We start from the raw sequence: 14,386 nt of genomic DNA on the forward strand, positions 1-14,386 counted from the left end.
CTGCTATCGGACCGTCACGATGCCTCGCATCAGAAGGGCCATCGCTCACCGCCGTCTCATCATAAGACGGCCTGCACGAAGTCCGCGAATGCGCGCGCCTTTGCGCTTGCCAGCCGTCCGGTTGGAAAGACCGCCCAGAGGTCGACATCGGGCAGCGCCCAATCTTCCAGCACGCGACGCACTTCGCCTCGCTGCAGCTCGGGCCAGAACATCCAGTCCGACGTCACGGCCAGCCCCATATTCGCCTTGACCGCCGCGCGAATGCCTTCAGCGGCGGTGAACTGAACCCGCCCGGAAACGGCCACAGACGCTTCGGTGCCATCCTTGTTGAAGGTCCATGTCTTGCCGAGCTGGGTATAAACCACGGCCTGATGGAGAGACAGATCGGCAGGCACGTTCGGCGTGCCGTGCATTTCAAGATAGGCCGGCGTCGCCACCACCGAGCGCCGTCCGGCTGCAAGTCGTCGCGCGACGGCAGACGAATCGGCGAGTTCGCCCATGCGCAACGCCACGTCGATGCCTTCCGACACGAGATCGATCACGCGGTCGTCGAGTACCACGTCCACCTCCAGTTCCGGGTGCTCCTCAAGGAATTTCGGCAGGCGCGGAATGATCATCAGCCTCGCGAATGTGGTCGCCGCGCAGACACGTAGCCGGCCCGAAAGGCCCGCGCCCGCGCCTTTCGCCTCCAGTTCCGCCTCGTCAGCTTCCTGAATGGCATTCTTCGCGCGTTCATAGAAGCGCATCCCGGCATCCGTGGGCGTCAGGCCATGCGTCGAGCGGATGAGAAGGCGGACCTGCAGGCGCTCCTCCAGTTGCGCGACCGTTTTCGAGATCGCCGGCTGGCCGACGCCGATCTGCCGGGCGGCCTGAGAGAAGGATCCCGTTTCCACCACCCGCACGAAGGCGGTCATCGCATGCAGCCTGTCCATCGCTCATTCCTATTTGGAATAAGCATTATCGCTTCAAGCCGCCTGCCGCAAGTATCCAGGAATGGTCATAACTCTCTTCAACCAACACGATCTCATGGAGACGAGCAATGATCGAGGTTTACGCCTTTGCCACCCCCAACAGCGTCAAGGTGCCGATTGCCCTTGAGGAACTGGGTCTGTCCTACGAGCTGAAGCCGGTCAATGTCCGTAAGGGCGAGCAGAAGGCAGAGGCCTTCGTGGCGCTCAACGCGAACGCCAAGGTGCCGGTGCTGGTCGATGAAGCCCTGGTCCTTACGGAAAGCGCCGCCATCCTGGTTTACCTGGCTGAGAAGACCGGCAAGCTTCTGCCACGTGACGGCGAAGCCCGCGCCCGCGTCTTCGAGCAGCTCTTCTTTCACGCCTCCGCCTTGAGCCCAGCCTTCGGCAATGCCGGCTTCTTCAAGCGCTCGTCGCCGGAGCCACAGCCTATCGCCGAAGCGCGTTTCTCGGGCGAAGCCGAACGCATCCTCGGTCTCCTCGACGACAAGCTTGCGGGTCAGGCCTTCATGGCCGGCGAGGACTTCACCATTGCCGACATCGCCCATTTCGGCTGGCTCTGGCGGCTACAGTTCCCAGGCGTGACGCTCGACGACCGGCCCAACCTTTCCCGCTGGTACGACACGGTGGCTGCACGGCCCGCGGTCCAGCGCGCTATCGCCCGCGTCGAAGCCCTCGTGCCGGCCGCCTGATCCCCTCCCACAACCGAACCCACCAACCACCCACGCAAAGGAGAATAACAATGTCCCGTTTCGATACCTACAAGAACAGCTTCCCCAACGCCCGCCTGACCCGCTCTGCGAGCGGCGTGCTGGAAGTCGCGCTGCACACAGACGGTGGCAAGCTCGTCTTCAACGGCCATACCCATGAGCAGTTCGTCGACCTCTTCCACCAGATCGGCTCCGATGCCGAGAACCGCGTCGTTATCCTGACCGGCTCCGGCGACGCCTTCATGGATGCAATCAGCCCCGAAGGCTTCGATTTCTTCTCGCCCGTCGGCTATGACAAGATCCTGCGCGAGGGCAAGAAGGTCCTGATGAACATCCTCGATATCGAGGTTCCGATGATCAGCGCGCTGAACGGGCCTGTCCTGCTGCATTCGGAATATGCGCTGCTGACGGACATCGTCCTCGCCACGCCGGAAACCGTCTTCCAGGACAAGCCGCATTTCGATTTCGGCATCGTGCCCGGCGACGGCGTCAACCTGCTCTGGCCGGAAGTGATCGGCTCGATCCGCGGTCGCTACTTTATCCTGACCCGTCAGCTGCTGGATGCAGCCACCGCCAAGGACTGGGGCGTCGTCAACGAGATCGTGCCGGCCGACACGTTGCTCGCCCGCGCCCACGAGATCGCCGAGGGTATCGCAGCATTGCCGCCGCTCACCAGCCGCTACACCCGCATCGCGCTCACCCAAAAACTGCGCCGCATCGTCGACGAAGGTGCCGGCTACGGCCTGGCACTCGAAGGCATCAGCGCCGCCGAGGTCGCCCGCTCGATGGCGGCCCAGGGCTGACCTGTCGCTCACCAATCACTGCGTTTCAGACTTCATCCTGAAGCGCAGTCACCTTTCGAAGGATCAAGATCATGACACTGCAATCCAAGCTCGATGCCTTCAAGGCCGCTTTCGAAGCCGGTAAACCGCCCTACAACGTTCCCCAATCCGTCATCGACACGATGCACCGGGCCACTGCGGAGCTGATCGCATCAGGTGCGGCCCAGCATGCGCTGAAGGCCGGCGACCACCTGCCTGCCTTCACGCTCTTTGACCCGGAAGGAAACACCGTCTCGTCCGCCGATCTGCTCGCGCACGGTCCGCTGGTCATCAGCTTCTACCGGGGTGTCTGGTGCCCATACTGCAACATGGAGCTCCAGGCGCTGCAGGAAACCCTGCCGCAATTCGAGGCACTCGGCGCAAAACTGGTGGCGATCTCGCCGCAGAACCCGGTCAACAGCCGCAAATCCGTCCGGCAAAACAACCTGACCTTCCCGATCCTGTCCGATCCTCAGAATAGGGTCGCCTTGGATTTCGGCCTGCGCTTCGAGATGCCTGACTACCTGATCGAGCTCTACACGTCGCTGAAGAATGATCTGCCAGCCTTCAATGGCGATTCGAGCTGGACCCTGCCGATGCCCGGCCGCTTTGTCGTCGGTCAGGATGGCGTGATCCTCTATGCCGAGGTGAACCCGGACTACACCCGCCGTCCCGAGCCGGAAGACATGCTGCCCGCGCTCCGCCTTGCGACAAGCCGCGCCGCCGCCTGATCCCGTCCACCGATAAGGCCCTGCTTACAACAAGCAGGGCCACAGAATATTGAAAAGGACAATGCGATGAAGAAAACCTCTTAGATCGCCGGCGCAAGCAAGGGCGTTGGCCTGGCGCGAATTCCCGTGAAGCGCGTTTGCCTGCTGCCCACCAACGCCAGCGGGTGGCAAGCCCAGCAATAGGGTGAAAGCCGGCAGGAGCGCAATCAGCAGTCTCCCGGAGCGGCCCTCAGATCCGTCGACGGGCAAGTATCTGAAGCAGACCGCGAAGACGCAGAAGCCGGGCCACGGCCTTCATTTTGCCCCCTTCTTCAGAGCGTGTTAAGAAACAATTCTTTCGGAGGTCTTCATGGCGCTTGGCGCATCGCATCGTTTGCAAGATGGCGTCATTGCCGTCGAAACCATGACCCGCTTTGCGCTTGCTGTTCTGGCTCTCGCGTCCGGTGTCTATACCTATCTCGGCGTTCGCAGTCTCCTCGACGGTTCAGCAACATCGGTCTTCTTTGCCGCCATCATCTACTCGGCTTCCGTCTCGGTGGCGATCTACGCGTTCTGGTCCTACATGGCGCGCTTCTATCCCCATGTCAGCGGTGCAGCCTCCCGCGGTGCCCTGATCGGCGTGATGGCGCTCGGTTGCGCCATGATCATCGCCATGTCGAGCTGGCTGAATGCGGCAGCGCTTGCCGGTTCGGCCGCGCTCGAGCAGCATCTGGCGGAGACGGTGCAGGATTATACCGCCGATCTCGACCAGGCCCATCAAAACGCGCTCGCCGCCCAAAGCCTGCTGCCCGATATCCAGCGCACATCCGAGCGCTTTTCGAGGCTTGCAGAGGACGAGCGCCAGAACGGGGCACTGACGGGAACGACTGGTTCCGGCAGTGTCGTCCAGCTGCTGTCGCAGATGTCCTCGCAGTTGAGCGAACTCGAAGCCGGTATCATTGCCTCGCGCGAACGGGTCACGACACTCTTCGACCAGGGGCGGGCGCATCTGGCAACCATGCGCACGCTGGTCTCCGCGCCAGGGGCTATAGCCCCCCGCAGCGATGAATTCTCGGCCGAGGTCGTGGCGCTCTCCGGCGTCATCACCTCGCTGGAACAGACCTCGATTGCACCCTCGGTCAAGCGCGCGGCCGAAGATCTGTCGCTTGGCTTCATCGCGCCGGTCGCCGATGGCCGGGCTGCCGATCTCGCCAACCGGCAGGACGAGGTCATGCAGACGATCCGCGCTTCGGTATCCGCCCAGTCACAGGTGCTGTCGCAAGCCGCCGACGATATTCTGGCGCGTGCGCCGGTGGCCGAACGCCGCTTCGTGCCGCTGTCTTCGGCCGAAGCCGTTCTGCGCTATGCGGCCGATTTCATTCCGGCCTGGGCAGGCGCCATCTCCATCGACCTTTTGCCTGCGGTCCTCGTCTTCATCCTGGCCGTTGTTCATGGGGCGATCCGGCGGGAGGAGGAGCATCTGCCCTTTGCGCAGCGGATCACGGCGGCAGAACTTCTGGAGGCGCTTGAGGTGCAGCGAGCGCTCGGCCGGCAAGGGATCGACGTGGAACAGGCTTTGCAAACCGCTGAAACAGAAGATGAGCGCAGTCGGGCTGATTCCAACATCACCAGCCTCGACATATCGACGAAGACGCCGCGAAAAGGCCCGCCCGCGTGAAACCGTCGTCGCTCGCCCTCAGCCTGAAGACCGGTATTTTGCGCGCCGACGATGGCGTTTTGATGCGCGGCGCCTTCTTCGCGCTTCTGGCGGCGGCAGGCGCCTTCCTTTTTGTGGACCTGCGCGAGATGCGTGTCGCGGACGCATCGCTTCCCGCCTATGACCCGATGACCACCGATGCGCCTGTGCTACCGCCTGCCCTTACCGATGGCGTTCCGCAGGCGCCTGCTGCAGAACCGGAGAGCTCGCCCGAAGTCTTGCGCCAACCCATGCGCTTCGACCTGCAGCCCGGCGGCCTTTTGAAGGCAGAAGGCTCGATCGATCTGGGTGCTGCCGATCGCTTTAGCGACGAAATCGCCGCGCGCGGCGAGTATGTGAAGGCCGTGTCCTTGAATTCGCCGGGCGGCTCCGTCGAGGACGCGCTCGCAATGTCGAAACTGATCCGCGAAAAGGGCCTCAATACCATCGTGGCGACGAAGGCGCTCTGCGCCTCGTCCTGTCCCCTGGTCTTTGCCGGCGGGGTCGCGCGCACGGCTGAAAAGGACGCCATTCTCGGCGTCCATCAGGTCTTCAATGCTGGCGAGAAGAAGCCTTCTCCTGAACAGGCCATGTCCGGTGCCCAGAGCACGACGGCACGCATCGCCCGCCATCTGGACGAGATGGGCATCGGCAGCGGGCTATGGATCCACGCGCTGGAAACGCCACCGGACAGGCTTTACTACCTGACGCCGCAGGAGATGGCGGAGTTCAACCTGACGACCGCACCGGTTACGACGGCAAAGCAGGCGAATTGATCGCGTCCACGCGAAAGCCGGTAGGCGCAAATCGCCCACCGCCGCGTTGCAGCTTACAGCGAGATCTGGCCTTCGTCGCCGCCATCCCAGTAGCGGATTGTTTTCGCCTGGACCTTGATCATCACCACGCCGGGGGTGTCCATGCCATCCGGGAAATAATGATCGAGATCTTTGGTCCAGTGATCTTCGAATTCTGACCTGTCCTCGATCAGCGATGCCGATCCCTCGACACACACGAACAAGGGCGGGCCGCCCAACATGCCGACAGCCCCGGTATAGGTCAGACTAACTTTGCTGTCGGCGCGAATTTCGGAGATCTTGCGCGACTGCTCGTAGGCAAAGAAATAACTGTCGCCATCGTATTCCACGTCGCCGTTATTGCTCATCGGCCTGGAATTCAGGCCTCCGTGGGCGGCCGCCGTGTTCAGCATGGCGAAGTCGAGTTTCGCCATTTTCTTCGACAGGTCATGCAGTGAAAGGTCCGACATCCGTTGCTCCTCGAAGCGCTTGAGTGCGCGACCAGAAACCGCTCTCCATCCGAATTGTTCCTGAGACACTGCGATGTTGGGCATGCATCGATCAAAATGCCGGATGGGCGGCAACATCCCGATTTTCGCATCGTCCTTTGTGTCGTCGCCATCGTATCCGCCAGCTCTTCCTGAACAGGCGCGCGCTCGTTGACACCGTCGGGCCATGTCTTATGCCGCGTTTTCAGCTCTGCGGGCGGCGGCCCTGGATTTCGGACCCGTTTGCGCTTCGGGGTTGTAAAGCCTGTCGACGTCTTTGACCACGTCGAGCCCCTGCTTGCAGCCATGGTGGTGCCCGCAGAGGCGTTCGAGGGATCGCAATCGGCCTATCGATGGTGGCAGGCTTGACGACAGCGGGAAGATTTCGTGGCCAGAAGACCTCAATTTTTACGCGCAATTTCGGATTCGTCTTTCAACCGCTTAAGGTAAATTTAAAGTCCCTCGGTCCATAATGGCGATGGAGGGATGTAAGATGTGGGAGTTCTTTCGCAGTCGCGCGGGCAAGCAGCTGTTGCTTTTGAGCGCCTTCGCGCTTGGTGTGTGGGCGTGCGGCGTGGCACTGCAGGCCAATTTTTTCGCGTTGCTGGTCAATCTCGTGGGCGGCAATGCCGCCAATATTCTTCTGGCCTTGCTGATCGCCGGCATGGTCGGTTCCGTCTACTCGGTCCTGCGTATCTATGACCTGCGCAAGGAGATGGTCATCCGGCGGCAGGCCGAGCACAAGGCCGACTGGATCGCGACCCATGATCACCTGACCCAGCTGCCCAATCGCTATGCGTTCGAACGGGTCGATGCCACGGCATTTTCCGGAGAATCCGACTGCAACGGTGTCGAGATCAGCAAACCCTCCGTTACCGTGTTTTCACTCGATCTCGACGGCTTCAAAAAGGTCAATGACCTGATGGGTCATGGCGGAGGCGATCAACTGCTGAAGCAGGTTGCGCGCCGGCTCTGCCAATTCGCCGGCTCTTCCGAGGTTTTCCGGTTCGGCGGCGATGAATTCATCGTACTGGCGCTCAATCTCGATCACAAAAAAGAGCAGCAATTTGCCCAGCTCCTGATCCAGTCGATCACGCGCCCGATCCAGATTGAAGAGATCTGGACCGAGGTTGGCGCCAGCGTCGGCTATGCGCGGTGGCCCGATCACGGTGCCACGCTGGAGCAGGTCTCCCACAAATCCGATATTGCCCTTTACGAAGCCAAGTCGACCCGGCGAAACGGCGCTCTGCTGTTTACCTCTGAAATGCAGGAAAAGGTGGCACAGCGGGCCTTGCTGGAGGACAAGCTGCGAAAGGCCATCGAGCGCAAGGTCATCGAGCCTTATTACCAGCCTCTCATCGACTTGAAGACCGGCGATGTCTGCGGGTTTGAGGCCCTCGCACGCTGGACGGACGAGAACGGGGTCCCGATCCCGCCACAGGTGTTTATCGGCGTCGCTGAAGAGACCGGCCTGATCACGGCCCTGTTTCAGCAATTGCTGAGCCGCTCCTGCCTTGACGCCATGATGTGGCCGGATGACGTGGTACTGTCCTTCAACGTGTCGCCGGTACAGATGGAAGACAGGCTGCTGGTCACCCGCATCCTCGATGTGCTGGCGGAAGCGAACCTTCCCTCTCACCGTTTCGAAGTCGAGATCACCGAAAATGCCCTGATTCAGGATCCCGATCTGGCCGTCGAAATCCTGGACAAGTTTCGCCACTCGGGCATACAGGTGGCCCTGGACGACTTCGGCACGGGCTATTCCAGCCTGTCGCAATTGACGCGCTACAAGTTCGACAAGATCAAGATCGACAAGAGTTTTGTGGCAGATCTCGACAAGGACGAATCGCAGAAAAAGATCCTGCAGGCTGTCCTCGGACTCACCAGAAATCTCAACCTGAAGACCACCGTCGAGGGTATCGAGGAAAACGCCCAGCTCGCCTATTTCCTTCAGCAGGGCTGCGATATTGGCCAGGGCTACCTTTTCGGCAAGGCCATGCCTGCTCACGAGACGCTGAATTTCATCAGGCAGCACCAATCGGTGCATGTCACCGGACCTCAGCCCGCCTCGGCGGTGTCCTGAACAAAGCGCTGAACGCGGCTGATCATTCGGCAACCATGGCCCGCGAACCCGGTTTTCCTGTATCACGCGGCCACCCGCAACCAGCAGCGGAAGGCCATGGCCAAGGCTCTGACTTGCCAAAGCTGCGCTCACGCTGCGAATGAGAAGGGGCCGAGGTCAAGGGTTGCGGGGATTTCGCGATCGATACCGCCGCCGTTCCGCTTCACGCGGTATGATGCCTTATCCGCAATCGCCATCATGGCTTCCAGTTTTGCAGAGCCTGAGAGGGCCATCGTGTAGCCCAGGCTGATGCCGATGGCGATCTCTTCACCGGAAATGCCGTAGGGCTGGCTCAGAACATCGACGATCTTGCTGGCCAGGACGTCTGCTTCAACGGTCTGCCGAACACCTGGCTGAAGAATGACAAATTCATCGCCGCCAACACGCACGGCGATATTCGGTTGGTCCAGGTTCTCCCTGAGCCGCAGTCCGATGGCCGCCAGCAGCTCATCCCCGGCTGCGTGACCAAAGCGGTCATTGACACTCTTGAAACCGTCGAGGTCGAAGCAATGCACGCAGGTCAGAGTATCTTCAGCGCGGCTGACCGTCTTGAATGCCTCACTCAGCGCCGTGCGATTACGAAGACCTGTCAAAGGATCGTGGCGGGCCTGATGTTCCATCTCCAGACGCAGGCAGATTTGTCTGGTAGCCGTGCTATAGACATGCCGGACGCTCTGCATTGCCGCCACAAGGAAGGCCACACACATCCCGGCCATTATCCAGTGGGCCGTATCGCCGTAAAGCATGATCGCGATTGTCGTTGGCAGGCCCGCAATCAGAATTGCTGTCGCGGCAATCCATGGCCGAACGGAAACGCGCACGGCCACACCGGCGGAATATCCAAAAAGGAGCGCTGTTGCGAGAACCTGGACCGACAGATCGCGATAGGTGAAGACCACGGTGACCAGTGACCCGACCGAGGCGGCAATGACGAAGGTGAGCAACCCATGTACCATCTCCCAGCGGGCGGCATCCTCAACGGTTACGCTCTTGGTCGCATTCGAGTGCCGATGAGCCATCGTCACGACAAGCTTGGCAAGGGATGCAAGGCTTCCGCTGATCGTGGCCAGCATCAGTCCAGCGCTGCCCAGGTTCTCATATGCAAACAGACCGACGGCCAGTATCGTCAGGCTCATGATCGTTGTCGGGGCGATCGTCGAGGTCAGTTCCGACACCAGCGTCTTGAACACCTCGTCGGTCTCTCTGTCTCGCACATCAACCTCCTGGTTCATAAGAATCGGCGACCTGTCGCAGACCTGCAGCTTCCAGGATCTTGTAAGGGAGATGCTTTAATATTTTGTCAGTTGAGACGGTAAACCGTTGTTAAGCTTGTCTTCTTGGCATCAGAACTGGTGCGGGGACCGCATGTGAAGCTGTTGCGTCCCTTCTTCGGGCCACCTCTGCCGTTTCGGCTTCACAAGCCTTCGCCATCAGCGTCCCGACAGTTGCGTGATAAACCGGGCAAACAATTCGGATTGGCTGGAAATGCCGAGCTTTTGATAGATGTTCTTGCGGTGGATCTTGACGGTGCCTTCGGCGATGCTGAGGCGCCTTGAAATCGATCCGCTGGAATGGCCGCGCAATACAAGGGAGGTGATTTCGATTTCGCGGGGGGTCAAGATACCATCGGTCATGCGGTTGAGCGTCTCGTTGATGGCATCGCCGGATTTCTCGACCGCCCGGTCGTCCGGCAGGTTCGTCTCCACGCCATTGTGCCAGTGCCGTCTGGCAAGTGTTCCAATCATCGGTTCTGCGGCCCGAACCGTGGACAGATCGCGACGCCCGAAGGCAGGCCCGGAGACCGGTCGGGTAAAGCTGATGACGAGACCGGTGCAGCCCGCCGGTCTGCAAACGATGCCGATTTCGTCGCGGATGCCGGTCAATACGTAATGCCGCCGGTAATATTCCGAGTTGCGGAACTGGTCCGGTGCCATTTCACGTAAGCGTATGACGCCTGTCACATTCGGGTCGGTGGCAGCACCATAGAAAGGGTCCAGAAGATAAGGCCCGGAAGTATAGGCATCGATCACAGTGCGTGCCCGCGCCGCCACCATGTTGTGATAACAGCAGACCGGCTTTTCCTTACCCGAATAGGCAAAGACCATCAGGATGTCGAAATCGACGATCGTTTTCAGCGCGGCTTCGATCCGGTTGGCGAAATTGCTCTTCCCCACCGCGTCGATTGTCTCTGCAATCGCTCCGTTCCACGCGGAAAACCTGTTGTCCAACACCCGTCCTTCCATGCTGGCCAGTCCATCGCTGGCCAAATATTAAATCTGTCGGTCTATCCCCATCGGGATATTTCATTGCCCCAGATGCGCGCCTAGTCTTCGCTGGTAATTGCAATAAAAGCCATGCCGAGATCAAGCAACATGACCGCTAGTCTGCAAGCCGCACTTCAGGAAATCAATGCCAGATCGGTCCATATCGGCCTGGTTGATCCGGAGGGTGAGTTTCGCGACAAGCTGATCTCGACCGACAAGGCCGTCAAGCTTGGCAAGACTGGCTATCCGTTTTGCGAAGTCCTGTATTTCTGGGACATTGCCGAAAAGACCTATCGGGATGGCGCCTTCATCGACCGTCCGGCCGCTCTCTTTTCCGACACGGTACGCCCCTATCCCTTTGCCGAGGGTGAGGCCTTGTGTCTTGCCGATTTCACCGGCGATTTCGGCAAGCGTTCGCCGCGCAATGTGTGCATGGCGCTGATCGCCGAAGCTGCCGAGATGGGCTTCGACGTGTTTTCGGCCTTCGAATTCGAGTTCTTCGTCTTCGACGAGACACCGGAAAGCCTGCGCGCCAAGGATTACCGCGATCTCACCCATTTTGCCCAGGGCAATCGTACCTATTCCTTGCAGACATCGGCCCTGCACGGCGATCTGCTCGAGGGACTCGATGACACCATGAAGACCATGGGCATCGGGCTGGATGCGATCCACACCGAGCTTGGTCCCGGCTGCTTCGAGGCCCCCCTCACCTATGCCAAGGGGATGAAATCGCCCGATGATGCCATGCTGTTTAAAAATTTCGCCAAGGCATATTTTTCCCGGCATGACCTGACGGCAAGCTTCATGTCGAAGCTGTCTCCGGCGCTGTCCGGCCAGTCCGGGCATCTGCATGTGTCGATGCGTGATCGCCAGGGCAATCCCGTGTTCTCCGACCCCGATGCGGCAGACGGCTTGAGCCGGACGGCGCGGCATTTCATTGGCGGCATGATCAAGCTGATGCCGGAACTGCTGGCGCTATGCGCATCCACGGTCAATGCCTATAAGCGGCTGGTTCCGGGTGCATGGGCACCGACATCGTCCACATGGGGCGTGCAGAACCGCACCGCAGCGGTTCGTGTCATCAACGATGTCGCGGAAGCCACCCGCGTGGAATTCCGCGTGCCATCGGCTGATACCAATCCCTATCTGGCGCTGGCCCTGTGCCTTGGCGCCGGGCTTTACGGAATCCGCAACGAGATCGAGCCGCCGGCCGGTAGCGACGAGAATTTCTATGCTGCCACACCATCGGCACAAACAGCATTTCCGCGCGATCTGGGCGAGGCCGCGACGCGGCTCGACCGCAGCGCTGTCGCCCGTGAGATCTTCGGCGAAGACTTCATCGAGTGGTTCGTGGGCGCACGTCAGTTCGAATACGCAGAATATCAAAAGCATGTGAGCGAGTGGGAACTCAGACGCTATCTCGGCATCGTCTGATGCGCCTCATGCCTTGTGTTTGACGACAGGAAGGACCGAACAATGAAAAAGGGAACAGTCAATATGAGCAGATTTATGGACGGCATGAACCGTCGCTCGGTGCTGAAGGGCATGGGCGGCATGGGACTGGCAGCCGCCGGCGCCGGTTTTCTGGGCGCGCCGCGTCGCGCGTCGGCAACCGAGAGCCTGAACTACATGTGCTGGGAAGGCTACAACGCGCCTTCGATCCTCGATCCTTTCCAGAAGTCCAAGGACGTGAACATTTCCATCGACCTGATCACCGATTCTGCCGGTGGCTTTGCCAAGCTTGCCGCCGGTGCCTCGCGCGATTTCGATCTCGTCTCGTCCGACAGCCCGTGGATTCAGCGCATGGGGCCTGCCGGCTTCTGCCGCTATATCGACGAGGCCGATTTCGCCGATCAGTATGCCGACTTCTATCCGCAGTTCCGCGCCCCTTTCGAGCCCTTGCAATATGACGGCAAGGCAACAGGCCTGCCGACGCGTTGGGGCTGGGTTGGCCCGACCGTCAACACCAAATTCGACAAGCTGGAGACCTGGTCCAGCTATGCGCCGGTCTTCGACAGCGCCTACAAGGACAAGATCTGCCTGCTGGACTGGGGTGACTGGCCCATCATGCCGCTTGCTCTTTATGCCGGCGTCAATCCCTATGAGGAACTCGACGAGGCTGCCCTTGGCGAAGTTCGCAAGGTTCTTCGCGCGGCCTTCAAGAATACCCGCGCCATTGTCGGCGATCTGGCGATCGCACAGAAGGGTCTGCTGGACGGCTCCTTCCGCGCGCTCATCGGTGGCGGAACCTATTGCACCTCATCGCTTCGTCTCAAGGGTCACGACTATATCCAGTCGATCGTGCCTGAGCCCAAGAATGGCCTGAAGCAGGGCATCATCTGGATGGAGGCAACCGGCCTCATCGACAATGGCAAGGATTCCGCCATTGCCGCCGACTTCCTGAAATACATCGTATCGCCGGACGTCGCCAAGGAACTGGCCATCACCGAAGCCACCTGCAATCTGGTGCCAAACCAGAAGGCCGAAGCGCTGTTTTCCGACGAAGAGAAGAAGGCGCTGCAGATGGACTATATGTGGACGGCCTGGGACAACAGCCAGTTCCACACGGTCGCGCCGAATATCGATGACATGCTGGCGATCTGGCAGGAAGAACTCGCAGCCCGCTGATCCGGGATATCATGCTAAAACAACCCGTCCGCATGCAAGCGGACGGGACCGTAATTGATTTATCGAGCAGAGCGAGGAATGCTGGCAGTGGCAACTCCGATCATTGATGCGTCCGCAATCATCAAGGACTACGGTCAGGCGCGTGCGCTTCATGGCGTCTCCCTGGAGGTTGGAGCCGGCGAATTCGTCGCTCTGGTCGGGCCCTCGGGCTGCGGCAAGACCACACTCCTGAAAATCCTGGCGGGTTTCGAGGACGCCACAGACGGTCGGCTGGAAATCCAGGGCAAGGACATGCACGGTGTTCCCGCAGCCAGTCGCCCGACGCGCATGGTGTTCCAGAAGCTCGCCCTGTTTCCGCACAAGACCGTTGCCCAGAATATCGGCTTTCCGCTGAAGCTGCAGAAGGTGGAGAAGGCGAAGATCGACAATCGCGTCGCCGCCATGCTGGAACTGATGCATCTGAAGCCGGAATATCTGGATCGCTACCCGGCGCAATTGTCCGGTGGCGAACAGCAGCGTGTGGCGCTTGCGCGCGCGCTGGTCTCGCAGCCAAGCGTTCTGCTGCTCGACGAGCCGATGAGCGCGCTCGACGCCAAGCTTAAAAAATCGTTGCAGGCGGAGCTGAAGAAGCTCCACCGCGAAATCGGCACCAGCTTCGTGCTGGTGACCCACGACCTTGAAGAGGCGATGATGCTGGCCGACCGGATCTGTGTCATGCGCGCCGGCCGGGTTGTGCAGATCGGCACGCCGTCGGACATCTATTATCGTCCGGCCAATATGTTTGTCGCGGGCTTCATCGGCGAGACGAATTTCCTGCCTGTGGATGTCATCCGTTCAGCGGACGGCGCACTTCATGTCCATTGCGCACTGGTCACGGGCAGCCCCACGGCCATGGCACCTGCAAACGTGTCGGAATTCCTCGGCGAGGGAAAAACGGCGCTTTTGATCCGGCCGGAGACGATCGGTTTCGTATCGGGCGAGCCCGAACCTGGCCAATGGACATTGTCTGGCACGGTCGAGGAATATTTCATCAAGGGATCATCGACGCAGTACCGCATTCGTGTCGCGGGTCTCGATGCACCTGTCGTCATGGATCTGCCCGGCTCGCTCGAACTGCCGGCTCGTGTCGGGGATCAGGTACGGATCGGGTTCGAACCGTCGCGCGCCTTCCTGTTGTCGGAGTGA

Annotated in this window: 13 protein-coding genes; 9 read left to right on the top strand and 4 right to left on the bottom strand. The window is 60.3% G+C overall.

What is annotated here, in order from left to right; translation table 11 throughout:
• Window positions 1-59: 59 nt before the first annotated feature.
• The gene (locus ACQQ2Q_RS04485; protein WP_428185820.1) at window positions 60-932 is read right to left on the bottom strand and encodes a LysR substrate-binding domain-containing protein; all 873 of its coding nucleotides are present in this window, start codon (window positions 930-932) and stop codon (window positions 60-62) included.
• A gap of 107 nt (window positions 933-1,039) precedes the next feature.
• Here ACQQ2Q_RS04485 and ACQQ2Q_RS04490 point away from each other — a divergent pair, with 107 nt between their 5' ends.
• The 5 genes from ACQQ2Q_RS04490 to ACQQ2Q_RS04510 all read left to right on the top strand — a co-directional run bounded on the left by ACQQ2Q_RS04490 (window position 1,040) and on the right by ACQQ2Q_RS04510 (window position 5,681).
• A complete protein-coding gene (locus ACQQ2Q_RS04490) occupies window positions 1,040-1,660 on the top strand; it encodes a glutathione S-transferase family protein (RefSeq protein WP_428185821.1) in 621 nt (206 codons plus the stop codon).
• Between the two features lie 50 nt (window positions 1,661-1,710).
• A complete protein-coding gene (locus tag ACQQ2Q_RS04495; protein ID WP_428185822.1) occupies window positions 1,711-2,481 on the top strand; it encodes an enoyl-CoA hydratase/isomerase family protein in 771 nt (256 codons plus the stop codon).
• 71 nt (window positions 2,482-2,552) lie between these two features.
• The gene (locus tag ACQQ2Q_RS04500; RefSeq protein WP_428185823.1) at window positions 2,553-3,230 is read left to right on the top strand and encodes a peroxiredoxin-like family protein; all 678 of its coding nucleotides are present in this window, start codon (window positions 2,553-2,555) and stop codon (window positions 3,228-3,230) included.
• 349 nt (window positions 3,231-3,579) lie between these two features.
• On the top strand, window positions 3,580-4,887 hold the full coding sequence (locus ACQQ2Q_RS04505; protein ID WP_428185824.1) for a hypothetical protein: 1,308 nt from the start codon (window positions 3,580-3,582) through the stop codon (window positions 4,885-4,887).
• Between the two features lie 62 nt (window positions 4,888-4,949).
• Complete coding sequence (locus tag ACQQ2Q_RS04510) at window positions 4,950-5,681, top strand: hypothetical protein (protein ID WP_428186478.1); 732 nt, start codon at window positions 4,950-4,952, stop codon at window positions 5,679-5,681.
• Between the two features lie 53 nt (window positions 5,682-5,734).
• On the opposite strand, the gene ACQQ2Q_RS04515 is transcribed toward ACQQ2Q_RS04510, so the two are convergent.
• On the bottom strand, window positions 5,735-6,169 hold the full coding sequence (locus tag ACQQ2Q_RS04515; RefSeq protein WP_428185825.1) for a pyridoxamine 5'-phosphate oxidase family protein: 435 nt from the start codon (window positions 6,167-6,169) through the stop codon (window positions 5,735-5,737).
• Between the two features lie 511 nt (window positions 6,170-6,680).
• Between ACQQ2Q_RS04515 and ACQQ2Q_RS04520 the strand changes: the two genes are divergently transcribed.
• A complete protein-coding gene (locus ACQQ2Q_RS04520) occupies window positions 6,681-8,270 on the top strand; it encodes a putative bifunctional diguanylate cyclase/phosphodiesterase (RefSeq protein WP_428185826.1) in 1,590 nt (529 codons plus the stop codon).
• Window positions 8,271-8,398: 128 nt separating this feature from the next.
• Here ACQQ2Q_RS04520 and ACQQ2Q_RS04525 read toward each other — a convergent pair whose 3' ends face one another.
• Both ACQQ2Q_RS04525 and ACQQ2Q_RS04530 read right to left on the bottom strand, forming a co-directional pair.
• Window positions 8,399-9,523 (bottom strand): diguanylate cyclase domain-containing protein, encoded by a 1,125-nt coding sequence (locus ACQQ2Q_RS04525; RefSeq protein WP_428185827.1) that lies wholly within the window; start codon window positions 9,521-9,523, stop codon window positions 8,399-8,401.
• A gap of 216 nt (window positions 9,524-9,739) precedes the next feature.
• The gene (locus ACQQ2Q_RS04530; protein WP_428185828.1) at window positions 9,740-10,540 is read right to left on the bottom strand and encodes a helix-turn-helix transcriptional regulator; all 801 of its coding nucleotides are present in this window, start codon (window positions 10,538-10,540) and stop codon (window positions 9,740-9,742) included.
• 141 nt (window positions 10,541-10,681) lie between these two features.
• On the opposite strand from ACQQ2Q_RS04530, the gene ACQQ2Q_RS04535 reads away from it, so the two are divergent.
• From ACQQ2Q_RS04535 to ACQQ2Q_RS04545, 3 genes are all read left to right on the top strand, one after another.
• Entirely contained in the window at window positions 10,682-12,007 is a 1,326-nt protein-coding gene (locus tag ACQQ2Q_RS04535) for a glutamine synthetase family protein (RefSeq protein ID WP_428185829.1), read from the top strand.
• 63 nt (window positions 12,008-12,070) lie between these two features.
• Window positions 12,071-13,201, top strand: a complete 1,131-nt coding sequence (locus ACQQ2Q_RS04540) for an ABC transporter substrate-binding protein (protein WP_428185830.1) — start codon at window positions 12,071-12,073, stop codon at window positions 13,199-13,201.
• A gap of 87 nt (window positions 13,202-13,288) precedes the next feature.
• Window positions 13,289-14,386 carry an ABC transporter ATP-binding protein gene (locus ACQQ2Q_RS04545; protein WP_428185831.1) on the top strand — a complete coding sequence of 366 codons (1,098 nt, stop codon included), beginning with the start codon at window positions 13,289-13,291 and terminating at the stop codon, window positions 14,384-14,386.

The organism is Agrobacterium sp. ES01 (assembly GCF_050320885.1).
Taxonomy (GTDB): Bacteria; Pseudomonadota; Alphaproteobacteria; order Rhizobiales; family Rhizobiaceae; genus Allorhizobium.

What these genes read in the sequence shown, in the direction of transcription:
- ACQQ2Q_RS04520 (WP_428185826.1), top strand. Translation starts at nt 6,681, where the DNA reads ATGTGGGAGTTCTTTCGCAGTCGCGCGGGCAAGCAGCTGTTGCTTTTG.
- ACQQ2Q_RS04490 (WP_428185821.1), top strand. Translation starts at nt 1,040, where the DNA reads ATGATCGAGGTTTACGCCTTTGCCACCCCCAACAGCGTCAAGGTGCCG.
- ACQQ2Q_RS04485 (WP_428185820.1), bottom strand. Translation starts at nt 932, where the DNA reads ATGGACAGGCTGCATGCGATGACCGCCTTCGTGCGGGTGGTGGAAACG.
- ACQQ2Q_RS04540 (WP_428185830.1), top strand. Translation starts at nt 12,071, where the DNA reads ATGAGCAGATTTATGGACGGCATGAACCGTCGCTCGGTGCTGAAGGGC.
- ACQQ2Q_RS04535 (WP_428185829.1), top strand. Translation starts at nt 10,682, where the DNA reads ATGACCGCTAGTCTGCAAGCCGCACTTCAGGAAATCAATGCCAGATCG.
- ACQQ2Q_RS04515 (WP_428185825.1), bottom strand. Translation starts at nt 6,169, where the DNA reads ATGTCGGACCTTTCACTGCATGACCTGTCGAAGAAAATGGCGAAACTC.
- ACQQ2Q_RS04495 (WP_428185822.1), top strand. Translation starts at nt 1,711, where the DNA reads ATGTCCCGTTTCGATACCTACAAGAACAGCTTCCCCAACGCCCGCCTG.
- ACQQ2Q_RS04500 (WP_428185823.1), top strand. Translation starts at nt 2,553, where the DNA reads ATGACACTGCAATCCAAGCTCGATGCCTTCAAGGCCGCTTTCGAAGCC.
- ACQQ2Q_RS04505 (WP_428185824.1), top strand. Translation starts at nt 3,580, where the DNA reads ATGGCGCTTGGCGCATCGCATCGTTTGCAAGATGGCGTCATTGCCGTC.
- ACQQ2Q_RS04510 (WP_428186478.1), top strand. Translation starts at nt 4,950, where the DNA reads ATGCGCGGCGCCTTCTTCGCGCTTCTGGCGGCGGCAGGCGCCTTCCTT.